At 68.5% G+C, this 19132-nt stretch carries 19 protein-coding genes; 14 read left to right on the top strand and 5 right to left on the bottom strand.

Features of this window, described 5'->3' with window-relative positions:
* The first annotated feature begins 25 nt into the window (after positions 1–25).
* Positions 26–829 (top strand): MerR family transcriptional regulator, encoded by an 804-nt coding sequence (locus BLW75_RS41095; protein ID WP_034321491.1) that lies wholly within the window; start codon positions 26–28, stop codon positions 827–829.
* A complete protein-coding gene (locus BLW75_RS41090) occupies positions 826–1821 on the top strand; it encodes a BtrH N-terminal domain-containing protein (RefSeq protein WP_034321488.1) in 996 nt (331 codons plus the stop codon). Before BLW75_RS41095 ends, BLW75_RS41090 begins: the two co-directional genes overlap by 4 nt.
* Here BLW75_RS41090 and BLW75_RS41085 read toward each other — a convergent pair.
* Positions 1803–2600: a DUF1684 domain-containing protein gene (locus tag BLW75_RS41085; RefSeq protein ID WP_198935831.1), complete on the bottom strand. Its 798-nt coding sequence runs from the start codon at positions 2598–2600 to the stop codon at positions 1803–1805. The genes BLW75_RS41090 and BLW75_RS41085 overlap by 19 nt on opposite strands.
* A 541-nt stretch (positions 2601–3141) precedes the next feature.
* On the opposite strand from BLW75_RS41085, the gene BLW75_RS41080 reads away from it, so the two are divergent.
* The 10 genes from BLW75_RS41080 (at position 3142) to BLW75_RS41035 (ending at position 13639) form a co-directional block, all read left to right on the top strand.
* On the top strand, positions 3142–4395 hold the full coding sequence (locus tag BLW75_RS41080) for an HNH endonuclease signature motif containing protein (RefSeq protein ID WP_091599509.1): 1254 nt from the start codon (positions 3142–3144) through the stop codon (positions 4393–4395).
* Positions 4396–5199: 804 nt separating this feature from the next.
* Positions 5200–5766, top strand: a complete 567-nt coding sequence (locus BLW75_RS41075) for a hypothetical protein (RefSeq protein ID WP_241784230.1) — start codon at positions 5200–5202, stop codon at positions 5764–5766.
* A 60-nt stretch (positions 5767–5826) separates the two neighbouring features.
* Entirely contained in the window at positions 5827–6030 is a 204-nt protein-coding gene (locus tag BLW75_RS41070; protein ID WP_034324831.1) for a helix-hairpin-helix domain-containing protein, read from the top strand.
* Between the two features lie 71 nt (positions 6031–6101).
* Positions 6102–6479, top strand: a complete 378-nt coding sequence (locus BLW75_RS41065) for a DUF1801 domain-containing protein (protein WP_034324829.1) — start codon at positions 6102–6104, stop codon at positions 6477–6479.
* Positions 6480–6498: 19 nt separating this feature from the next.
* Positions 6499–6885, top strand: a complete 387-nt coding sequence (locus tag BLW75_RS41060) for a YchJ family protein (protein ID WP_034324826.1) — start codon at positions 6499–6501, stop codon at positions 6883–6885.
* A gap of 124 nt (positions 6886–7009) precedes the next feature.
* Positions 7010–10102, top strand: a complete 3093-nt coding sequence (locus BLW75_RS41055; protein WP_091599506.1) for a glycosyl hydrolase 2 galactose-binding domain-containing protein — start codon at positions 7010–7012, stop codon at positions 10100–10102.
* Between the two features lie 117 nt (positions 10103–10219).
* A complete protein-coding gene (locus BLW75_RS41050) occupies positions 10220–10624 on the top strand; it encodes a helix-turn-helix transcriptional regulator (RefSeq protein WP_198935874.1) in 405 nt (134 codons plus the stop codon).
* Positions 10625–10629: 5 nt separating this feature from the next.
* On the top strand, positions 10630–11025 hold the full coding sequence (locus BLW75_RS41045) for a VOC family protein (protein WP_034324822.1): 396 nt from the start codon (positions 10630–10632) through the stop codon (positions 11023–11025).
* 40 nt (positions 11026–11065) lie between these two features.
* The gene (locus BLW75_RS41040) at positions 11066–12934 is read left to right on the top strand and encodes a Na+/H+ antiporter (protein ID WP_198935873.1); all 1869 of its coding nucleotides are present in this window, start codon (positions 11066–11068) and stop codon (positions 12932–12934) included.
* 18 nt (positions 12935–12952) lie between these two features.
* Complete coding sequence (locus tag BLW75_RS41035) at positions 12953–13639, top strand: histidine phosphatase family protein (RefSeq protein WP_034324819.1); 687 nt, start codon at positions 12953–12955, stop codon at positions 13637–13639.
* Here BLW75_RS41035 and BLW75_RS41030 read toward each other — a convergent pair.
* From BLW75_RS41030 to BLW75_RS41020, 3 genes are all read right to left on the bottom strand, one after another.
* Positions 13602–14369 carry an ABC transporter permease gene (locus tag BLW75_RS41030; protein ID WP_091599503.1) on the bottom strand — a complete coding sequence of 256 codons (768 nt, stop codon included), beginning with the start codon at positions 14367–14369 and terminating at the stop codon, positions 13602–13604. The genes BLW75_RS41035 and BLW75_RS41030 overlap by 38 nt on opposite strands.
* A gap of 179 nt (positions 14370–14548) precedes the next feature.
* Complete coding sequence (locus BLW75_RS41025; RefSeq protein WP_034324701.1) at positions 14549–15034, bottom strand: MmpS family transport accessory protein; 486 nt, start codon at positions 15032–15034, stop codon at positions 14549–14551.
* A gap of 344 nt (positions 15035–15378) precedes the next feature.
* Complete coding sequence (locus BLW75_RS41020; RefSeq protein WP_091599499.1) at positions 15379–15783, bottom strand: NUDIX hydrolase; 405 nt, start codon at positions 15781–15783, stop codon at positions 15379–15381.
* A gap of 30 nt (positions 15784–15813) precedes the next feature.
* Here BLW75_RS41020 and BLW75_RS41015 point away from each other — a divergent pair, with 30 nt between their 5' ends.
* The gene (locus BLW75_RS41015; RefSeq protein ID WP_167373575.1) at positions 15814–16500 is read left to right on the top strand and encodes a helix-turn-helix domain-containing protein; all 687 of its coding nucleotides are present in this window, start codon (positions 15814–15816) and stop codon (positions 16498–16500) included.
* On the opposite strand, the gene BLW75_RS41010 is transcribed toward BLW75_RS41015, so the two are convergent.
* Complete coding sequence (locus BLW75_RS41010; protein ID WP_034324706.1) at positions 16431–17945, bottom strand: FGGY-family carbohydrate kinase; 1515 nt, start codon at positions 17943–17945, stop codon at positions 16431–16433. The two genes, BLW75_RS41015 and BLW75_RS41010, sit on opposite strands and share 70 nt — an antisense overlap.
* 114 nt (positions 17946–18059) lie before the next feature.
* Between BLW75_RS41010 and BLW75_RS41005 the strand changes: the two genes are divergently transcribed.
* On the top strand, positions 18060–19040 hold the full coding sequence (locus BLW75_RS41005) for a LacI family DNA-binding transcriptional regulator (RefSeq protein ID WP_034324721.1): 981 nt from the start codon (positions 18060–18062) through the stop codon (positions 19038–19040).
* The last annotated feature ends 92 nt before the right edge of the window (positions 19041–19132 follow it).

Genomic DNA, 19132 nt, shown 5'->3' with positions numbered 1-19132 from the left:
CCGGGAGAGGGTTCAGGCTGGTCCCATGACGACCCTGATGCCGATCGGCGTGTTCGCTCACGCCACCAGGCTGTCGGTCCGCGCGTTGCGGAACTACGACCGGATCGGGCTGCTGGTACCCGCCAGGATCGATCCCGGCACCGGGTACCGCCGGTACTCGCTCGAACAGTTCGCCCGCGCCGGTCTGATCCGGCGGCTGCGGGAGCTGGAGGTGCCGCTGGCGGAGATCGCCGCGATCCTGGACGCGGGCGACCCGGACGAGGTGAAGGCCGCGATCAAACGGCATCACGACCGGGTGGCGGCACGGGCCGCGGAGCTCGCGGCGATCACCGACGGACTCGACTCCGTGCTCGCCGAACCGACGCGGTGGCTGCATGTCTACGAGCGTGTGCGCGCGCCGCAGCCGATCGCGCGCCTGTCGATCCGGACCCCGCTGAGCGGGCTGGCCGAGCTGATCGGCCCCGCGTACGCCCGGCTGTTCGCGGCGCTCGGTGGGCAACGGGTCACGCCGTCCGGACCGCCCGGGGCCCGTTACCTCGCCGTCGACCCCGACGAGCTGACCGTCGAACTGTTCGTCCCGGTCGAGGGGCCGGTAAGAGAAGAGGGAGAGATCGGCTCCGCCGAGCTTCCCGGTGCGCTGCTCGTGGCGACGATCCACGAAGGTGGCTACGAAGACGTCGAGACCGCGTACCGATCGCTCGGCCGCTGGATCGCCGAACGCGACCGCCTCCCGGCGGGCCCTGCCGAGGAGTTGTACCTGGTGGCGCCCGGACCGGGCGTCGCGCCCGAGGCCTACCGCACCGAAATCGCCTGGCCGGTGACCTCGTGATCATCGAGGGGGTCGCGTCCGCGGGCGGGGAACACTGCGAGACCAGCACGCTCCAAGTCCTCCTGCGGCACGCCGGGGTCGAGCTCTCCGAGCCGATGCTGTTCGGGCTCGGCGAAGGACTGGGCTTCATCTACTGGGACGGGAAGAACCTGCCGTTCCCGTTCCTCGGAGGCCGCAGCAAGCCCATCGAGATCACGCGGAAGCTGAGCGACCGGCTCGGCCTGTCCCTGCGCGTCAAGGAAACGACGTCGGCGCGCACGGCGTGGCGGAACGTGGCCGAGGAAATCGACGCCGACGTGCCGGTCGGTCTTCAGCTCGACTCGTACCACCTGGAGTACTTCACGTCGAAAGTCCACTTCGGAGGACACTTCGCCGCCTTGTACGGCTACGACGACGAGCGCGCTTTCCTGGTCGACACAAGCCAGCAAGGCGGGTCCGTATCGACCTCGCTGGAGAGCCTGGAGCGTGCTCGCGGGGAGAAGGGCCCGATGGCGGCGAAGAATCGCTCGTTCACCATCGGCGCCGACACGCCCCTCGTTCCGCTCGCCGACGCCATCCGCACGGCCGTCCGGGCCAACGCTGCGGAGTTCCTCGATCCGCCCATCGCGAACCTCGGGTATCGCGGGATCGGCAATGCCGCCGCGCAGGTGCGGAAATGGCTGGAGCGCAGCAGTGATCCGGCGCACGACCTTCCGCAGGCCGCCGTCCTGATGGAGCGGGCAGGGACCGGCGGCGCGCTCTTCCGCCGGATCTACCGAGACTTCCTCGAAGAAAGCACAGCACTCGTCGACGACGCCGGTCTCCGCACCGCATATGGGAAATACCGCGAAATCGTTCCACTATGGACAGAAGTCGCGGAATTGGTGGCACAGGCAGGGAAAACCGGCGACGCCGAGACGCTGAACGGCGCGTCCGCCGTCCTGTCCGAGCTGGCCCGGCGCGAACAGGAGGCGATGACGGCGCTCGCGACTGTTCAGCCCTGCCGCTCGTAAGGCAGCTTCTCCCCCGCTTCCACCGCGAACGGCAGGTCGTTGCCCGCCGGCGGCAGCGGGCACGTGGCGAAATCGGTGAACGCGCAGGGCAGATTCGTCGCGCGGGTGAAATCAAGGACGACCGAACCGTCTTCCTCGGGAGGCGGCACCGCGAGAGACCGGTTCGCCGCGTAGGTGGTGACACCGCTCGTGGCGTCGGTGAAGAGAATGAGCAGGCCGTCCTTCTTGCCGTTGAACGCGGTGAGTGTGTGCTCCACGCCGTCGTACTCGAACCGCACGACACCCGGCGAAACGTAGACGTGGCTGAGTCCTTCGACGACCGCTCCGACCGTGGTCGGCCGTGGCTCGTCGAAGGGCTCGAAGGCCCCGGACAGCACCCAGGCCGAGTCGGGCTCGTACGCCGGGACACCGCGGAAAGCGTTCAGCACCGAGGCCTTCGGGTCGTGCGTCCGGATCAGGTATCCGCCGCGGCGCGCCACCTCGATCTCGATGTCGCCGGCGACGACCCTGGTCGTCGCACCGCTGTTGACCAGCTCGAAGCGACGGACACCGGTGATCCGTTCGCCATCGTGCGAGAGATCCGCGCCCTGAGGATCGAGATACGCCGCGTCGGCGTCCTGCCACCACAGGCCGGGAAGCCCGTCGTACGCGCGCGGCTTGCCCTCGAGCCAATCGAGCGAGACCAGGGCGAGCCAGCCGAGCGGATCGGCGAGATCACGCTCGCGCTGGGTCTTCCAGCCCTGCCAATCCCGCGTGAACGTGTCCAGGCTTGTGCTCATCGCCGATCCCCTTCCGTGACCTTGCTCGTTCCTCCAGGTCAACGGGACGGCGGCGAGGATATTTCCTGTCCCGGTATGTGGGCAATGCCCGGTGGTCTTCGGTGTGGGCGCGACGAAGACCTTGATCCCCGGCAGGTTCGCCCTCCTCCCGCGACGCGGCGAAGTCCCGGATCAGTTGGGCGTCGAGGAACGCTTCCCGGTCGGCCTGGAAGTCGGCGGGCGGGTCGGGCCTGGAGCAGTTCGTCCACGGTGTCGGACAGGACCTCGAAGCGGGTCAGTTCCACTGTCGTCGTGGTTCCTGTGGTCGTGGTTCCGGTGGTCGTGGTTCCGGTGGTCGTGGTTCCGGTGCCAGGCGACGGCCTTTTGTGCCGGCGTGGCTACTCACTTCGTCGCCTGGCCCGCATTTAGTCGGCTAATTGCGCCACGCTTTCTTTACGTGGTCGCTGCGCGAGGCCGAATCACCCTTCAGTGTTGTTCGCGCGTTTCGCTCGTCGCTTAAAATTACGAACACATGTTCTATTTGTTCGTGTATTATTGAGGGGTGTCCGAGACCTTCCTTCCCGAGTTGCCGCAGGAGTTGTGGCGCGCTGGCAAGCTGGAGCTTGCCCATGGCGTGCAGCAGTCTTTGCGGGTGATCAGGATGGCCACCGCCGGTTTGGGGCGGTACCTGGCGGAGGTCGAGTCTCGGGGTGTCAAGGACTTGTACGGGTATGGCCGTACGGCTGCATGGTTCGCGGATGTGGCGGGGTTGTCGGTCGGTGAGGCGGGTGCGGTGGTGATGCGGGCCATCGCGTTGAACCCGTCCCGTGCGTTGGATGGCAGCGAGGTTCCGGCCGCGCTGCCCACGACCGCTGCGGTGGCGGCCGAGGGGTTGGTCGGTGATGAGCGGATCGATCAGATCCTGGAGATTCTGAAGAGGCTTCCGGCCGAGATCTCGGTGGAGGATCGGGCGAATGCGGAGAAGATTCTCGCCACCCTCGCTCGCGACGCTGGTCCCCGCCAGTTGGCGGACGCTGAAGCGAACCTGCTCGCCTTGCTGGACCCCGACGGGAACGAGCCGAAAGAGCCTGAACCGAAGGAGCCGCGCCGGGAGATCACCCTGGAGCGCCGCAAGGACGGGTTCTGGAAGCTGACCGGTCTCCTGGATGACGAGACCGGTGCCCGCACCGCCGCCGCGCTGGAGGCCTACGCGCAACCGCGGCCGGTGGACGAGTTCGGCCAGGCGGATCTTCGGATGAAATGCGAGCGCATGGGTGACGCCTGGGTCGACCTTCTCGACCTGGCGATCGCCTGCCCGGACCAGCCCGGCACCAGCGGGTATCGCACCCTCGTGAACGTCACTATCGGGCTTGAGGAGTTGAAGTCGGGTCTCGGGACCGCGTGCTTGGATTTCGTCGGGACGATGACCGCGAGGGAAGCCCGGCTCGCTGCCTGCGACTGCCTGATGCTGCCGGTCGTGCTGAGCGCCGCCGGCGAACCCCTCGACGTCGGACGACTCAGACGCTTCGTCACACCAGGCCAACGCCGGGCACTGAACATCCGCGACGGCGGCTGCGCCTTCCCCGGCTGTCACCGGAAACCCAAGAATTGCCACGCTCACCACATCCATCACTGGGCAGACGGCGGACCCACGGATCTTCGGAATCTGGTGCTGCTGTGCGGGTTCCATCACCGCCTGATCCATCACGGTGACTGGGAAGTACGGATGGCGGCCGACGGGTTACCGGAGTTCATCCCACCCCAATACCGGGATCCGCTCCGACATCCCCGCCGCAACACCCTGCATCACGTCTGAACCCCGAGGAGCCCGCCAGCCACCCGGCGACGGGCCCCTCGGCATGTGTCCACTCCGTCGGAGGGTCGTGAGTGACGAAGGACTGCTGGGCGTGCCTGACAGTAGCTCCGCACAGGACCGCGGCACCGCACCAGACCGACACCCCGGCCCTGCCACACGGACGGAACTTGAGGGTTGCCGCTGTTGGCACCGAAATCCGGCTGACCCGACGGACCACCGGAGTTCACCCCGCCGCAACACCCTCCACCACCGCTGAACGCGAGAAGTACGCCAGCCACACCGGCGACGGGCCCCTCGGCATGCGTCCACTCGGCCGCGAGGGTCGCGAGCGGCGAGGGACCGCAAGGGCGTGCCTGACAGCAGCGTGACCGCCGCTCCACACCAGACCCACACCCGGCCCCGCCACAGGACGCGACATGAGGGTCGCCGCCGCTGGCACCGAATTCCGACTGACCCCCACGGACCACCGGAGTTCACCCGCCGCAACACCGAGACCCGCGCCGACAACCCCGCGCAACACCCCCGCCACCCGCTGAACCCGAGAAGCCCACCAGCCACACCGGCGACGGGCCCTTCTCGCTGGCCACGAACCCTTTATCACCCCTGAAACCTGTTCAGTACCGGCGTAAACCCGAAGACCGATTGCGCCGTTCGGGCGTATTAGCGCAAGAGTTCTCGATTCCTTCGCAAAACCCGGAGCAAGATCGGCCGTTCCGGACTTGGGAGGGGACGGAGCGCAGCATGGTGAATCAACCACGCGGCCCGGACGGCCGTTGGATCAAATACAAGTACGGCGTGGGCGCGATGGCCACGGCAGGAGTGGTCGTCGCCGCCACCAACGGCATTGGCGGAGGCACTGCCGCCTCCCTGGATTCCGCCGCGAGCCAAGCCCTCAAAGGCAAAAGCTCCAGCAAGAAATCCGCACAGAAGGGCCGCCATTCCGAAACCTGGCAACGCCTGGGCTGGCGCCAGCTGAAGAAGACCGCCAGGCGGGAACTCAACTGCGGACCGCATTCCTTCGGCGAAGTCCAGCGTTTCTTCCTGCGTCATCCTTGCGTGGATCTCGATCGCATGATGGTCACCGTCGACGACGGCGCCGGGAACACCATCGCCGTGTCCGTCGCGTGGGTGCAGATGCCGAGGGCGAGCGAGGCTAGCGATCTGAAACGCCTTGTCGACAAGGACGGCACCGGCAACGTCGTGCTCTTCGGCGAGGCACCGCCCGGGAGCCGGTTCACCGGCAAGAATTACGACTCCCGTCTGGCCAAGAAGCTGGTCGTGATCGCGGAGTCCGCCCCAGCCTCAGGACGACCGAGCGAGGCGACGCTGGAGACCGCCGTCGACGTCGCCGTCGAGTTTCCCGCACCTTGACCCCGCATCAGCGGTCCACAATGGAGGCGACCAGGCCGGACACGACCTGAGAGGACACCCATGAACGATCAGACCGACCTGCCGCCCGGCATCGGCAACCCGGCGACGCGTGCCTTCACCGCAGCCGGCTACACGCGGCTGGAGCACTTCACCCGCGCCACCGAAGCCGAACTCGCGAGCCTGCACGGCGTCGGCCCCAAAGCGCTCCGCATCATCCGCGAAGCACTGGAAACACGAGGTCAGACATTCAAACGCACCGACTAATTTTTTTGTCTTGACAACTTCACCCTTCGGACGGTTGGCTGTACACCACACCGCCCGAAGGAGTACGAGCCATGGCCAAGTTCGCGAACGTCGACGACTACATCGCCGCCCTGCCCGAGAACCTGCGCGAAGTCGCCACCGCGTTGCGCCCGATCGTCAACGCCGCCCTGCCGGGCTCCATCGAGGCGATGTACCACGCCTCCCCGACCTGGAGCGCCGGCGAAGCCGTCGGGAAGAACCTCGTCTGCCTCATGAAGGCCTACTCGTCGTACGTCACCTTCGCCCTGTGGAAGGGGCAGCTCGTCGACGACGAGTCCGGCAGGCTGGAGGCGAGCGCGCGAGAGATGGCGCACGTCAAGCTGCGTTCGGTCGAGGACATCGATGCCGCCTTGTTCACCGGGTGGCTCAAGCAGGCACGAGACCTCGAGATCACCGCGGCGGCGCGATGACACAATCTGCGACGTGCCTGTGATCACCGACGAATCCCGTTGCCCCTGCGGCCTGGGCGAGCCCTACGGCGCGTGCTGCGGCCGCTTCCATCGGGGGGCCGCGGCCGCGCCGACCGCGGAACTCCTGATGCGGTCGCGGTTCAGCGCGTTCGCCGTCGGCGACACCGAGTACCTCACCAAGACCTGGCATCCGAAGACCAGGCCCGCCGATCTCGAGCTCGATCCAGGGCAACGTTGGACGTTCCTGGAGATCCTCGGCAAGACCGGCGGCGGACTGCTGGAGAACGAGGGCACTGTGGAGTTCCGGGCCCACTACCGGCAGGATCGCCGGGTGGACAGCATGCACGAGAACAGCCGCTTCGTCCGCGTCGACGGGCAGTGGAGCTACGTGGCGCCCGTCAGCTGACGAACCCCGTGCAAGGGTCTGTTCTCCACGGGAAGTGGCGGCTACTATCTCCCCCAACATTGTTAGGGAACTTTCTTAACGATTTCGCCTAGGTCCGCCGCCGTGTGCCCGAGGAGGCGCGCTCGTGAGTTTTCGGCAGAAGAGAACCCGGATCCCCTTACTGGCCATGACCGTCACCGCGCTGGCCGCCGCGGTCTGCGGGGTGACCACCGCTCCCGCCGCCACCGGCGCGGAAGTGGCCGCGCCGCTGTCCGTCGGCGCCGCCGCGGGCAACGCCACCCCGATCCCCGGCTACGTGATCCAGTCCTCGGCACAGGTCAGTGACGATTCGGCGGTGTCGAAGCCTGGCTTCCCCACCGCCGGCTGGTACCCGGTGTCGTCACGCTCGACGGTCTACGCCGGCTTGTTGCAGAACGGCAAGTACGCCGACCCGTTCTACTCGACGAACATGAAGAACGTCCCGACCGCCCAGTTCTCGGTGCCGTGGTGGTACCGCACGGACCTGAACGTCGACGACACCTCGAAGCGCACCTACCTCGACTTCAGCGGCGTGCTCTCCAAGGCCGATGTCTGGGTCAACGGCACAAAGATCGCGACGAAGGACCAGGTCAACGGCGCCTACACCCGCCACGACCTGGACATCACCGCGCACGTGCGCCAGGGCGTCAACAGCGTCGCGTTCAAGGTCTACCCCAACGACCCCAACAACGACCTCTCGATGGGCTGGATCGACTGGGCGCAGACCCCGCCGGACCAGAACATGGGCATCGTGCGCGACGTCCTCGTCCGCCGCAGTGGCCCGGTCGCACTGCGCAGCGCCCACGTGGTCCAGAAGCTGAACTCCTCACTGGACCACGCCGACCTGACGGTCAAGGCCGACGTCCGCAACGACTCGGCGAACGCCGTACAGGCCACCGTCGCCGGCACGGTCGCGGGCAAGCCGATCACCCAGACGGTCTCGCTGGCCGCCAAGGAACGCAAAACGGTCACCTTCGGCGTGGTCGGCCTCGACAAGCCCAACCTCTGGTGGCCGGCCGGAATGGGCGGTCAGCACCGGTACGAGCTCGACCTGACCGCGAGCGCCGGCGGCACGCCGTCCGACACTTCGAAGTCGAAGTTCGGTGTCCGCGACGTCAAGGCGCCGCTGAACTCCAGCGGCGGGCGGCAGTACAGCGTCAACGGCAAACCGTTGCTGATCAGGGGTGGCGGCTACACGCCGGACCTGTTCCTGCGCTGGAACGAGACCGCGGCGGCCGACAAGCTCAAGTACGTGCTGAACCTCGGGCTCAACACGGTCCGGCTGGAAGGCCACATCGAGCCGGACGAATTCTTCGACCTCGCCGACGACCTCGGCGTGCTCACCATGCCCGGCTGGGAATGCTGCGACAAATGGGAAGGACACGTCAACGGTGAGGAGAAGGGCGAGCCCTGGGTCGAGTCGGACTACCCGATCGCCAAGGCGTCGATGTTCTCCGAGGCCGAGCGCCTGCGTGACCACCCGAGCGTGATCTCCTTCCACATCGGCAGCGACTTCGCGCCGGACCGGCGGATCGAGCAGGGCTACCTCGACGCGATGAAGGCCGCCGACTTCACCCTCCCGGTGATCCCGTCGGCGTCGAAGCGTCCGTCCCCGATCACGGGCGCTTCCGGCATGAAGATGAACGGCCCGTACGACTACGTCCCGCCCGTCTACTGGTACGACAAGTCGCAGAAGGACCGCGGCGGCGCGTGGAGCTTCAACTCCGAGACCAGCGCGGGCGTCGACATCCCGACGATGGACACGTTGAAGCGGATGATGTCGGACAGTGAGCTGGAAACGATGTGGAAGGACCCGTCCGCACCCCAGTACCACCGTTCTTCGTCGACGACGTTCGCGAACCTGAAGCTGTTCGCCAACGCGCTCACCAAGCGCTACGGCGCGCCGGCCGACCTGAACGACTTCGTGCGGAAGGCGCAGCTCGCGCAGTACGAGAACGTCCGCGCGGAGTTCGAGTCGCACTCGCGTAACTACACCGACTCGACCAACCCGTCGACCGGGTTGATCTACTGGATGCTCAACAGCCCGTGGACCTCGCTGCATTGGCAGCTGTTCGACGCCTACATGGACCAGAACGGTGCCTACTACGGGGCGAAGAAGGCCAACGAGCCGCTGCACATCCAGTACTCGCACGACAACCGGTCGGTCGTGGTGATCAACCAGACGTCGAACGCGGTGAGCGGGCTGACGGCGACCACGAAGCTGTACAACCTCGACGGCACCGAGAAGTACAGCAACACCAAGACCGGGCTGTCGGTCGGCGCGCTGGGTGCCAAGGCCACCGCGGTCACCGTCCCGGCGGTGAGCGGGCTGTCGAACACCTACCTGGCGAAGCTGGTGCTCACCGACTCGTCCGGCAAGGAGGTCAGCCGGAACGTGTACTGGCTCTCCACCAAGGCCGACACGCTGAACTGGGCCGGCAGCGACTGGTACTACACGCCCCAGTCGGGTTACGCCGACCTGACCGGGCTGAAGAACCTCGGGCAGTCCGCGGTCAGCGCGACGGCGAAGTCGGTCGCCGCCGGCGACGGCACCACCACGACCACCGTGACGCTGAAGAACACCTCGGGCGGCAAGCTCCCGGCGTTCTACGTCGACTCGAAGGTCGTGGACGCCGCGGGCAAGCCGGTGCTGCCGGTGGAGTGGAACGACAACGCGGTGAGCCTGTGGCCGGGCGAAACGACCACGCTGACCGCGAAGTACCGCACCGCCGATCTCAAGGGCTCCAAGCCTTCGGTCCGCGTCTCGGGCTGGAACACCGGCACGCAGACCGTTCCCGCCGACGGCTCCGGACCGGCCGACCCGGTCGACTACCAGGCCGAGGACGCCACGATCGTCCAGGGCGCGGTGGAGTCGAACCACGCCGGGTTCACCGGCACCGGATTCGTCAACTACGACAACGTCGCGGGCAGCTCGGTCGAGTGGACGGTGAACGTACCGGCCGCGGGCACCTATGACGTGGTCGTCCGCTACGCCAACGGGACGACGGCGAACCGGCCGCTGGACTTCTCCGTCAACGGCTCGATCAGCGCGTCCGGGGTCGGCTTCGGCGGCACCGGGGCCTGGCCGAACTGGACGACCAGAACCGTCAAGGTCACGCTGGCGGCGGGAGTGAACAAGATCAAGGCGGTCGCCACCACGGCGAACGGCGGCCCCAACATCGACAAGATCACCCTTTAGCGCGGGAGTCGCCCGAGGCCCCCTTCGCCACCCGGCGAAGGGGGCCTCTCCCATGCTGGCGTGGGTTACGCTTTCCGGGTGACCGGCAAACCCGACCCGCGCCTGCGGGACCTGGCGATGCTGCGCCGTGTCCGCGACCGGATCGATCGTGACTACGCGCAGCCTTTGGACGTCGAAGCGCTGGCCCGCGGCGTGCACGTCTCCGCCGGTCACCTCAGCCGCGAATTCCGGGCCGCGTACGGCGAATCGCCGTACAGCTACCTGATGACCCGCCGGATCGAGCGGGCCATGATGCTGCTGCGGCGCGGAGACATGTCGGTCACCGAAGTGTGCTTCGACGTCGGTTTCTCGTCACTGGGCACGTTCAGCACTCGCTTCTCCGAGCTGGTCGGCATCTCGCCGAGCGCATATCGCAAACAGGCGGCGGAAGACGGCCGCGGCATGCCCGGCTGCGTCGTCAAACAGGTCATGCGACCGATCAGGAATCGAGAAGCGGCACCTCCGCGCGCCGACCTACCTTGAGGCGTATGACCCTCTCGATTCAGGCGTCCTACCTCCCCGCGGACGATCTCGAGGCTTCCCTTTCCTTCTATCGCGACATCCTGGGCTTCGAGGTGCGCGACCGGGGCCCGCTCCAGGCCACGGTCGGCCCGCCGGGGCAGCCGGAGACGTCGCTCGTGCTCCACCCGCCCGCCGCCGATCCGGAGATCACCGACGAGGAACGCGCCACGATCGCCGAACTGATGGCCAAGGGCGTCCATGGGATCATCGTGCTGTCCACCCCGGACCTGATCGGCACGTTCGACCGGATCCAGGCGGCCGGCGCGGACGTCGTCCAAGAACCGATGAAGCAGTCCTACGGCGCCTTCGACTGCTCTTTCCGCGACCCGGCGGGCAATCTGGTGCGGTTCGAGGAGCGGTAGCCCGGCCTCGGTGCGCGCGCACCGAGGCCCCCGGGTGATGATGAGCGGCGTGGAGATCGCGGTAGAACTAGTGGCACTGGTGGTGGCCGTCCTCCTGGTCACCGCCGCGGCGCGGAAACTCGACTGGTCGGCGCCCCTGTGCCTGATCGCGGTCGGGGTCGTCGCCTCGTACGTGCCGGGCGTCCCGGAATACGAACTGGACCCCGAGGTCGTGCTGCTGGGGCTGCTGCCCCCGCTGCTGTACGCCACCGCGATCCGCACGTCGCTCATCGACTTCCGCCGCAACCGCGGGCCGATCTTGCTGCTGTCGGTGGGGCTCGTCATCTTCACCACGGCCGTGGTCGGGGTCGTGGCGTGGCTGGTGATCCCCGGCCTGCCGCTGGCCGCCGGGCTCGCGATCGGCGCGGTGGTCGCGCCGCCGGACGCGGTCGCGGCCACCGCCGTCGCCCGCAAGGTCGGGATGCCGCGCAAGCTGACCCGGCTGTTGGAGGGCGAAAGCCTGTTCAACGACGCGGCCGCGCTGGTCGCGTTGCGGACCGCCATCGCGGCCATCGCCGGGTCGGTGAGCCTGCTGCAGGTCGGCGGGGATTTCCTGCTGGCCGCGGGCGGCGGGCTGGTGATCGGGTTCGCCGTCGGCGCACTCGCCGCGCTGATCCGCACCCGCCTCGAAGATCCGGTCACCGACACCGCGCTTTCGCTGGTGGTCCCGTTCGTCGCCTACCTCGCCGCCGAGGCGATCCACGGTTCCGGCGTGATCGCCGTGGTCGTCGCGGGGCTGATCCTCGGGCACAAGGCGCCGAGCATGCTTTCGGGCCGCTCCCGGCTGGCCAGCAGGCTGAACTGGCAGACCATCCAGTTCCTGCTGGAGAACATCGTCTTCCTGTTGATCGGCCTGCAGGTCCGCCGGATCATGACCGAGGTCGGCGACAGCGGGCTGACCGCGCTGGAACTGGTCCTGATCTGCGCCGCCACGCTGGCCGCGACCATCGTCACCCGGATCGTCTGGATGGCGGGCATCGGGCTGGCGCGGCGGGTGTTCCGCCGTCACGCCTGGCCGTGGCGGTATTCGGCGGTCATCGCGTGGGCGGGGATGCGCGGGGTCGTCACGCTCGCGGCGGCGTTCGTGCTGCCGGCGGACACCCCTCAGCGTGCCGTACTGGTGCTGGTCGCGTTCGTCGTGGTGGCGGGAACGCTGCTGCTGCACGGGACGACGCTGCCCGTGCTGGTCCGCCGCCTGAAACTGCCGCCGCCCGACCCGGCCGAGGACGCGTTGCAGGAAGCGGCCGTGCTCCACGATATGACCAGGGCCGCGCTCGACGAGCTGGAGAAGATCCGGACGCCCGAGGACCCCGACGACATCGTCGAACGCCTGCGCAGCCGGCTCCAGCACCGGTCGGACTCGGCATGGGAGGAACTCGGCAGGCAGAGTGCGCTGTCCGAGACACCGAGCGACGCGTATCGGCGGCTGAGGCTGCGGCTGCTCGAAGTCGAGCGGGAGAAGTTCCTGGAGGCGCGAGACTCCGGCATGGCCGATGATGATGTCCTGCGCCGGATCCTCGACCGCCTCGACATCGAGGAATCCATGCTGGACAGGGAGGAGGAGACCGTGCCGGACTCCGATCGGGAACTGCGCACCCCCGCCGCGACGGCGGGATCCTGCAAGCATCTCACCAAGGAGTGGCCCGCGGTCGAACCCAGCTCCCCTGATGTCTGCGCCGTCTGCGTCGAGAACGGGATGACCTGGGTGCATCTGCGCGAATGCGTCAAATGCGGGAACGTCGCCTGCTGCGACTCCTCACCGGGCAAGCACGCGACCGAGCACTTCCACGACACCCTGCACCCGGTGATGCGCAGCCACGAACCCGGCGAGACCTGGCGCTGGTGTTTCGTGGACAAACAGCTGGGGTGAGTCGGTATCGTCGCGCCCATGAGCACCCCTGAGCAGGAAGTCGAATACCGCCAGCACCGGTTCTCACCTCCGCCCGGCGCCACCGAGATCTTCCTTGTCCGCCACGGCGAATCGGCCCCGGCGAAGGGCAGCGCGCCGTTCGACCTCGTCGACGGGCAGGCCGATCCGGACCTCGCGCCGGAAGGCAGGGATCACGCCGAGCGGGTGGGGCGCCGTCTGGCGGACGAGCGGATCTCCGCGCTGTACGTGACGACACTGCGCCGGACGCCGCAGACCGCGGCGCCTTTGGCGGCGAAGCTCGGGCTCACGCCGGAGGTCGAGCCGGACCTGAGGGAGATCCACCTCGGCGACTGGGAGAACGGGCTCTTCCGGCGCTACACCTACGAAGGCCACCCGATCGTCGAACAGCTGTGGCGCGAACAGCGCTGGGACGTCATTCCCGGCGCGGAGACGATGGACTCGTTCGGCGGCCGGATCAGGGCGGCCATCGGCAGGCTGGCGGCGGCCAACCCGGACCGGAGGATCGCCGTGTTCACCCACGGCGGTGTCATCGGCGAGGTCTTCGCGCAGGCGAGCGGCGCGAAGAACCGGTTCGCGTTCCTGGGCGCGGACAACGGCTCGATCTCGCATCTGGTGGTGTCGGGCGAAGACTGGATGGTGCGGCGGTTCAACGACACGTCGCATCTTCAGTCGCCTTTCGGCTGATCCGGCCCGCCGCGACCAGGTGCACGACGACCAGGACCGCGACCGCCTCGGCGGCCAGCAGCCCGATGAGCACGAGCACCTGGGTCACGCCGGCCTGCACCGGCCCGGCGCCACCGAGGAGGACACCGACGTAGGCGCCGGGCAAGGTCACCAGGCCGACCGTCCGGGTCTGGTCGAGGGCGGGGATCAGCGCGTGCCCAGCCGAGGGGCGGCAGATCTCCAGCGCGGCCGGGCGGGGCAGGAAACCCAGTGCCAGCGCGGCTTCGTATTCGCCGTGGCGGGAAACGAGTTCGTCCAGCGCCCGCCGCGCCGCCTGCGAGGTCGCGGACATCGCGCCGCCGATGACGATCCCGGCGATCGGCACGATCGCGATCGGCCGCCACGGGACCACCCCGGTCGCGAGCACGAGCGTCAGCACCGGCACCACACCGGACGCGATGGCGAGCGCGACCCACACCAGGTCCTTCGCCACCCCGATCCGGCGCGCCGAGGTGACCGCCGCGATCGTGAACATCAGCAGCACGAAACCGCCGGTCAGCCAGCCGGATCTCAGGATCCCGACGATCACCAGCGACACGGCGGCGAGTTGCACGACGGCGCGTCCGGCCGCGAACAGCACCGCCTTGCCCTGCCCCAGCCGCCCGAACTGCACCACCGCCGCGCCGAAGATCGCCAGCACGGCCAAGACCACCGCGAGCACCGGGCCGAACGCGATCGCACCATCCGTCACCCGGATGATCCTGCCCTAGGCGGTGTCCTGTAAGTCTGTTCGATGGGCTTCGTGATCCAGGTGGTTCCCGGCGGTGCGGGCGGATCGGCCTCGTACCGGGTCGTACTCGGCCGCATCCGCCCGTGCCGTCAGGGGCCGCCTGGGCGCGGAGACCGCGAACACGACTTGCCGGACACCGCCTAGGCCGTGCAGGTCACCGGCGCGCCCGCGGCGGGGGCGGTGCGGTCGCTGACGACCTCACCGTCGACGAGGATCCGGCACCGCAGCGCGCCGCTACCCGAACCCTGCGCGGACAGGCTGTAGAACTCGTCGCGGCCTTCCTGGCTCGTGCGCTCGAAGGCGGTGCTCCACGGCACCGTCACTTCGGTCTTCTGCATGAGTTCCGAACCCTGCGCGACGTAGGTGACGTTCTGGGCGCCCTCCGCGCCGGAAAGCTCGTAGACGACGGAGTGGATCACGGTGCGCACGGCGGCCGCCGCTTGTTCGACCTGCGGCGCGGGCGGGCTCTGCACGGGCCTGGAGGCCTTCGGCAGCACGTAACTGGTCAGGGTGACGGCGACGGCCATCACACCCAGCACGACCACGACGGTCCCCAGCGGCTTCAGCCTGCCGGGGGCACCCTGTTCCGGCGCCGATGCCGGAGGGGTCGCGGTGGGAACACCCATGGAGAGGTCTTCTCTCGTCCGAGCGCACTTCCGTCGAGTGCGTCGACTACTTCTCGCACGAAGGTGACTCCGCGTTAGCCGTTATCGGGAAGAAACCCGATATTCACCCTTTTGGGTGTCCCAGTGAGCGGGGAGTCGCTGGTCATGGGGCGATCGGCGTAAGCAGAGTGAGCCGAACAGCTCACTTTGAGTGATCCGGCCCAGTCGACGCCCTGCAAGTCCTGTCGCGGGCGGAGCCGGCGGTGGGCCGAAGGCTCCCTTCGCCGCGTCTGATGCGGTGAAAGGCCCCTTCGCCTCCGGTCACCAGGGTCGTGAGTGGCACGCGCGGACTTACAGGACACCGACTAGTCGACGAGACCCGCATCGGCGAGCATCCCGAGCATCCGCCTGCCCGCCGGCGGGCAGAGGTGCGCGTCGGCCGACGACAGCCAGGCGGACTCCGCGATCTCGCGCCCGGGCGCGGGTTCCCCGCGATGGTCGGCGGTGTAACAGGTCATGCGGACGCGGCGGCCGTCCGCGTAACCATCGGCTTGCTCGTTCAGCACCGCGAAGAAGCGGAAGCTCGGCGGGTCGAGCTCGATGCCGAGTTCCTCCCTGATCTCCCGGCACAGCCCGGCGACGTCGCCCTCGCCGGGTTCGCGCTTGCCTCCAGGCAGGTAGAACTTGGCCTTCCCCTCGGTCCGCACCGACAGCAGACGGCGGTCGCGGACGTGGATCCAGGCCAGTGAATCGATCTCTGCTACGGACACGGCCCGATTCTGTCGTAGGCCGGGGGCATCATGGCAAGCGTGTATCGGGAGACGAAGGCGCCCGGCGGGCCGGCCGGGGTGGTGCGCTGCCTGTGGGAGGACACGGGCACGGCGCCGAAGCGGATCGTGCCCGACGGCTGCGTGGATCTGGTGGAGAGCGGCGGCGAGGTCTTCATAGCCGGGCCGGACACGGCGCCCTGGACCTGGGAGACCGGCGAGCAGGCGCGAGGCGTGCGGTTCGCCCCCGGCAGAGCGGGTGACGTCCTGGGCCTGGGCGCCGACGAGTTACGCGATCAGCGTGTCCCCCTCGGCGACCTCTGGGGCAGGGAGGGCGAACTGCTGGCCGAGCGCGTGCTCTCCGGCGCCGCTTCGCTGGCCGACGTCGTCGAGCGGCGCGGAGCCGGACGAGCCGACCGGGAGGTTTCGGAGCTCATCGCCAGGCTGGACCGCGGCGTGCCCCGGGTTTCCGCCGCGCTGAAGCGGTTCACCATCGGGGAGCGGCAGTTGCGGAGGCGGTTCACCTTCGCGGTCGGCTACGGCCCGGCCACGTACCTGCGGGTCGCCCGGTTCCAGCGCGCCGTCGGCCTCGCGAGTACGGCGACGGATCTCGCCTCGCTGGCGTTTTCGGCGGGTTACGCCGATCAGGCTCATCTGAGCCGGGATTGCCGGGAGCTCTCCGGCATGAAAGCGAGCGAGTTCTTCCGCGCCAGGAAGTGAGCGATGTCCACAGTGGACCGGTACAGGTCACGGTAGTGCGGATAGAACTCGTCGTAGACGTCGGCGTCCGCGCCGGGGCGGACGATTTCGGCGACGGGGTTCCAGGCTTCGATATCCGGTTCCCTTCCCAGGGCGACCGAGGCGAGAACGGCATCTCCGAACGCGGCACCGATGGTCTCCGCGGGGATCTCCTGGTCGATCCGCGCGACGTCGCTGACGATCCGAGTCCACACCCCGCCCTGCGTCCCGCCACCGACGGCGACGATCCGGCCGGTACCGCCACCGGCCTCCCGCATGGCTTCGAGGTTGTGCCGCACGCCGTACGCCGTGCCTTCCAGCGCCGCGCGGTACAGATCGGCACGATCGTGGGAAGTGGTGAGCCCGGCGATGATCCCTCTCGCGTCCGGATCCGGCACCGGTGTCCGTTCTCCCGCGAAGTACGGCAGCATCAGCAGACCGCGGCTGCCCGCCGGGACCTCGGCCGCGGCCGCGGCCAATTCCCCGAATTCGCCGCCGACGAGATCCCGCAGCCACTCGGTGATGGCGCCGGACGTGGCCATCCCCGCGGCCAGCGAATAGCTGCCGGGAAAGGCACCGCGGGTCGTCCACAGCCCCCGCCCGGGGCGGGGATCGGCGAGCATCTGGATCAGGAACATCGTGGTGCCGTACATGAGCATGGTGTCCCTGGGCGCGGTCACCCCGACGCTGGTCGCCTCGGCCCAGGCGTCCACCGTCCCCGCCGTGACCGGAATCCCTTGCGGCAGGCCGGTTTCCGCGGCCGCTTCGGCGGTCACCGAGCCGACCACCTCGGTCGGCCACGCGAGCCTCGGCAACTCGATGCCGGGAGCGATCGCGGCGACGCGGTCCGGCGCCCAGCGGGCCTCGCGCAGGTCGTACATCGGATCGCACTGGCTCGCCGAATGATGATCGAGGACGTATTCGCCGGTCAGTCGCAGCACGAGGAACGAACTCGCCATCAGGAAGAGCTTCGCCCGCTCGAAGACATCCGGCTCGTTCTTGGCCAGCCAGCGCCATTTCGGTCCCACGGCCTGTGAGCCGAGCGCGCTCCCGCCTCGTTCCACAATGGATTCTTCGCCGAATTGCCGATTCAATTCCCGGATTTCGTCGTATGCGCGGGTGTCGACACCGTAAAGGATCGCCGGACGCAGGGGTCTCCCGGAACCGTCGGCGGGCAACAGCACCGGCCCGATCCCGCTGACCGACACTCCGATGATGGGATGATCCCCGGCGAGTTCCCTTGCCAGCGCCACGAAGTCCTGCCACCACACGGTTTCCGCGTCGTGCTCGAACCAGCCGGGATGCGGCCGGGAAGTGTCGTGCGGGCGGGATGCCCGTGCCACCACGGCGCCCCGGGAATCGACGAGGACACCTTTGGAACTCGAGGTGCCGATGTCGACGCCGAGCACCAGGCCCGGTTCCCGCACGACGCCTCCGAACTCCTCCGCGCGAGTAGCGCGATCAGCGGATGGTAACGATTGTCGGTCAAGCTATTCTTCCCGTGCGAGGGTGTCAACACACCTGCGGAAGGGGAGGTCACGGTGGCCACCATCAACGACGTGGCGGCGAAGGCCGGGGTTTCGACGGCGACCGTGTCGAGAACGCTCAACGGGAAGTCCACTGTGGACCCGGTGCTCGCGGCACGGGTGCAGGCCGCCGCGGCCGAATTGGGATACCACCCGAACGGGCTCGCGAGGAATCTGCGCCGTCAGGAGACCGCGGTACTCGCGCTCATCATCTCCGACGTGGAGAACCCCTTCTTCACCGCGATCGCCCGCGGCGTGGAGGACATCGCGCAGACCGCGGGCTATTCGGTGGTGCTGTGCAACGCCGACGACAACGAGGAGAAGGAGCGGCGCTACATAGACGTCGCGCTCCAGGAACGGGTCGCCGGCGTGGTGCTCTCCCCCACCGGCCGGGCCACCAACGTCGACCGGCTGACCGAACGCGGCACCCCCGTGGTCGCCGTCGACCGGCCGCTGCTGAAGAACACCGGCGACCAGGTGCTGGTCGACACCCGGCTCGCCGCCCGCGACGCCACCCAGCACCTTCTCGACGGCGGATACCGGCGGGTCGCCTGCGTCAGCGGACCGCCCGGGGTACGCACGGCGGAAGACCGGCTGGCCGGCTACACGGATGCCGTCGGCGAGGAGAACGCGCTCACCCGGCGGGCGGAATTCCGCGCCGAGGGCGGCAGGCTCGCCGCGCTCAGCCTGCTCGACGAGCCGGAGCCGCCGGACGCGCTGCTGGTCGGCAACAGCACGATGACGATCGGCGTCCTGGAGGCCTTGGCCGCGCGCGGTCTGCGATCGGGACAGGACGTGGGGATCGTGTCGTTCGACGACGCGCCGTGGACGACGCTGATCGACCCGCCGCTGACGGTGGTCGCCCAGCCCGCGAACGAGGTGGGCAGGGTCGCCGCCGAGCTGCTGCTCGCGCGGATCAGCGACAGCACGCGCAAGGCCACGACGACCACACTTCAGGCGAAGCTGATCGTGCGCCGGAGCTCACGACGCGACTGACACCCGGAGATCCCGGTGCACGACGTGCCTGGGCGACCGGCTCGCACCGGCCGCCCAGGAACGCCCCACCCCCTTGTTCCCCCAAGCCGGCC

This window comes from Amycolatopsis lurida, from assembly GCF_900105055.1.
In the GTDB taxonomy this organism is placed as follows: domain Bacteria; phylum Actinomycetota; class Actinomycetes; order Mycobacteriales; family Pseudonocardiaceae; genus Amycolatopsis; species Amycolatopsis lurida.
This window is presented reverse-complemented; position numbering and strand designations above follow the sequence as displayed.

Excerpts from the sequence above, each read along its gene's own strand:
- BLW75_RS41025 (WP_034324701.1), bottom strand. The coding sequence starts at position 15,034 with ATGGGTGTTCCCACCGCGACCCCTCCGGCATCGGCGCCGGAACAGGGT.
- BLW75_RS41065 (WP_034324829.1), top strand. The coding sequence starts at position 6,102 with ATGGCCAAGTTCGCGAACGTCGACGACTACATCGCCGCCCTGCCCGAG.
- BLW75_RS41095 (WP_034321491.1), top strand. The coding sequence starts at position 26 with ATGACGACCCTGATGCCGATCGGCGTGTTCGCTCACGCCACCAGGCTG.
- BLW75_RS41070 (WP_034324831.1), top strand. The coding sequence starts at position 5,827 with ATGAACGATCAGACCGACCTGCCGCCCGGCATCGGCAACCCGGCGACG.
- BLW75_RS41085 (WP_198935831.1), bottom strand. The coding sequence starts at position 2,600 with ATGAGCACAAGCCTGGACACGTTCACGCGGGATTGGCAGGGCTGGAAG.
- BLW75_RS41045 (WP_034324822.1), top strand. The coding sequence starts at position 10,630 with ATGACCCTCTCGATTCAGGCGTCCTACCTCCCCGCGGACGATCTCGAG.
- BLW75_RS41035 (WP_034324819.1), top strand. The coding sequence starts at position 12,953 with ATGAGCACCCCTGAGCAGGAAGTCGAATACCGCCAGCACCGGTTCTCA.
- BLW75_RS41075 (WP_241784230.1), top strand. The coding sequence starts at position 5,200 with ATGGCCACGGCAGGAGTGGTCGTCGCCGCCACCAACGGCATTGGCGGA.
- BLW75_RS41040 (WP_198935873.1), top strand. The coding sequence starts at position 11,066 with ATGAGCGGCGTGGAGATCGCGGTAGAACTAGTGGCACTGGTGGTGGCC.
- BLW75_RS41015 (WP_167373575.1), top strand. The coding sequence starts at position 15,814 with ATGGCAAGCGTGTATCGGGAGACGAAGGCGCCCGGCGGGCCGGCCGGG.
- BLW75_RS41050 (WP_198935874.1), top strand. The coding sequence starts at position 10,220 with ATGCTGCGCCGTGTCCGCGACCGGATCGATCGTGACTACGCGCAGCCT.